The following is a 1,439-nucleotide window of genomic DNA, read 5'->3' as shown; positions in this document are numbered from 1 at the left end:
TGTATCGTCCTAAAATAGGTTTACACCTTTTTATCTTAATCCTAATATAAATTTACACTTCATTTTTAATCCTATTATATGTTTACAGTATTTATTTTTTGATAATAGTTTTTCCATTTTCTATCTCCTTTAATTAATTGGTTAGAATGCACCTTCTCTGGTACTAAATTTCCTATACTCATGTGTGGTCTTTCATTATTATATAAATTAATTACTTGTATTAACAATCCTATAGCTTGTTCAAAAGATGTTATCTGATAACAGTTTAGATATTCTTCTTTTAATATTCCATTAACTCTTTCTGCTATTGCATTTTCTAATGGATCACCGTTTTCTGTCATACTAATTTGTATATCATAATCCTGTAATAGCTTTACATATTTATAACTACAGTATTGAACACCTCTATCTGAATGATGTATCAAACGTCTATCTCTTTGCTTTTTAAGTGGTGATAAAGCCATTTTTAGGGCTTTTATTGAATGCTCCGCCTCTAAAGTTTCTGATAATTCATAACCAACTATTTTACGACTATATGCATCTGTAATTAAATGGATATAGAGATATCTATCCATTATTTTCCAGTAGGTAATATCACTAACATAAAGTTCATTAGGACTAACAGGGATAAAGTTTTTTATTAGGTTAGAATATTTTTTCAACCAATGATGTGATTGTGTCGTTTTTACTAACCTTTTGCGTTTGCGAACCAATAAGCCATGTTCTGAAAGTAGATTAAACAAAGCATCTCTACCTATTTTTATTTGATGTTCTAACATAAAGTCTTCTAGCAAAATATAGAGTTTCCTTGTTCCTATTCTTGGATGATATACACGTATTTTCAGAACTTCTTTAATGACTAGTTCATGTGATAATTCTGTATCTAGTTTACGGTTTATTTGCTGGTAATATGCCTGTCTTGTAATACCAAACAACCGACATATTCGCTGTAATCCTATGGTTGGATGCATCATTTTCATTTTATAGATTGTTTGGCATAATACTTTTTTCTAATATTGATTTTGTAAGCTTCTTCTGCTATTTGTATCATGGTTTGTAATGCTTCTACTTGAAGTTTACTCTCTCCTAATGCTTTTTTAAGTTCAGCTATTTCTATTTGAGCATATTTGTCTGGTAGGACTTTAGATTCTTCGCTATTTAACATATTGTCAAAATTAGAAGAACCTGACTTACGCCATTTTGGAGGGATATCATACCCTAAATCACGCATCCAGCGCAGTATATAACCATGTTCTTGTTCCTGTCCTGTATATTTTTTCCAAATGATTTTTTTACTTAAACCACTTCGTAAATAATCATCAACGATTAACCTTCTTTCTACTTTTGTAAAATCTTTTGGCTTTTTAAACTCTAAAACTTCTTTGCGTTTTTCCATAAAATCTACAGTTAAAACTGTAAACTTATTTCAGGACAAGACA

The 1,439-nt window shown here is 29.7% G+C and carries 2 protein-coding genes; both read right to left on the bottom strand.

What is annotated here, in order from left to right; genetic code table 11:
* Positions 1-74 precede the first annotated feature (74 nt).
* On the bottom strand, positions 75-980 hold the full coding sequence (locus ACKTTC_RS12780; RefSeq protein WP_408040229.1) for an IS3 family transposase: 906 nt from the start codon (positions 978-980) through the stop codon (positions 75-77).
* Positions 977-1,396 carry a hypothetical protein gene (locus ACKTTC_RS12775; protein WP_408040228.1) on the bottom strand — a complete coding sequence of 140 codons (420 nt, stop codon included), beginning with the start codon at positions 1,394-1,396 and terminating at the stop codon, positions 977-979. The genes ACKTTC_RS12780 and ACKTTC_RS12775 overlap by 4 nt, the downstream gene beginning before the upstream one ends.
* Between the last annotated feature and the right edge of the window lie 43 nt (positions 1,397-1,439).

This window comes from Tenacibaculum amylolyticum, from assembly GCF_964511145.1.
Lineage (GTDB): Bacteria > Bacteroidota > Bacteroidia > Flavobacteriales > Flavobacteriaceae > Polaribacter > Polaribacter amylolyticum.
The sequence above is the reverse complement of the archived record's forward strand: the minus strand, read 5'-3'. Positions and strand labels throughout refer to the sequence as shown.

Coding starts and splice junctions, on each gene's coding strand:
- ACKTTC_RS12780 (WP_408040229.1), bottom strand. CDS start 980: ATGAAAATGATGCATCCAACCATAGGATTACAGCGAATATGTCGGTTG.
- ACKTTC_RS12775 (WP_408040228.1), bottom strand. CDS start 1,396: ATGGAAAAACGCAAAGAAGTTTTAGAGTTTAAAAAGCCAAAAGATTTT.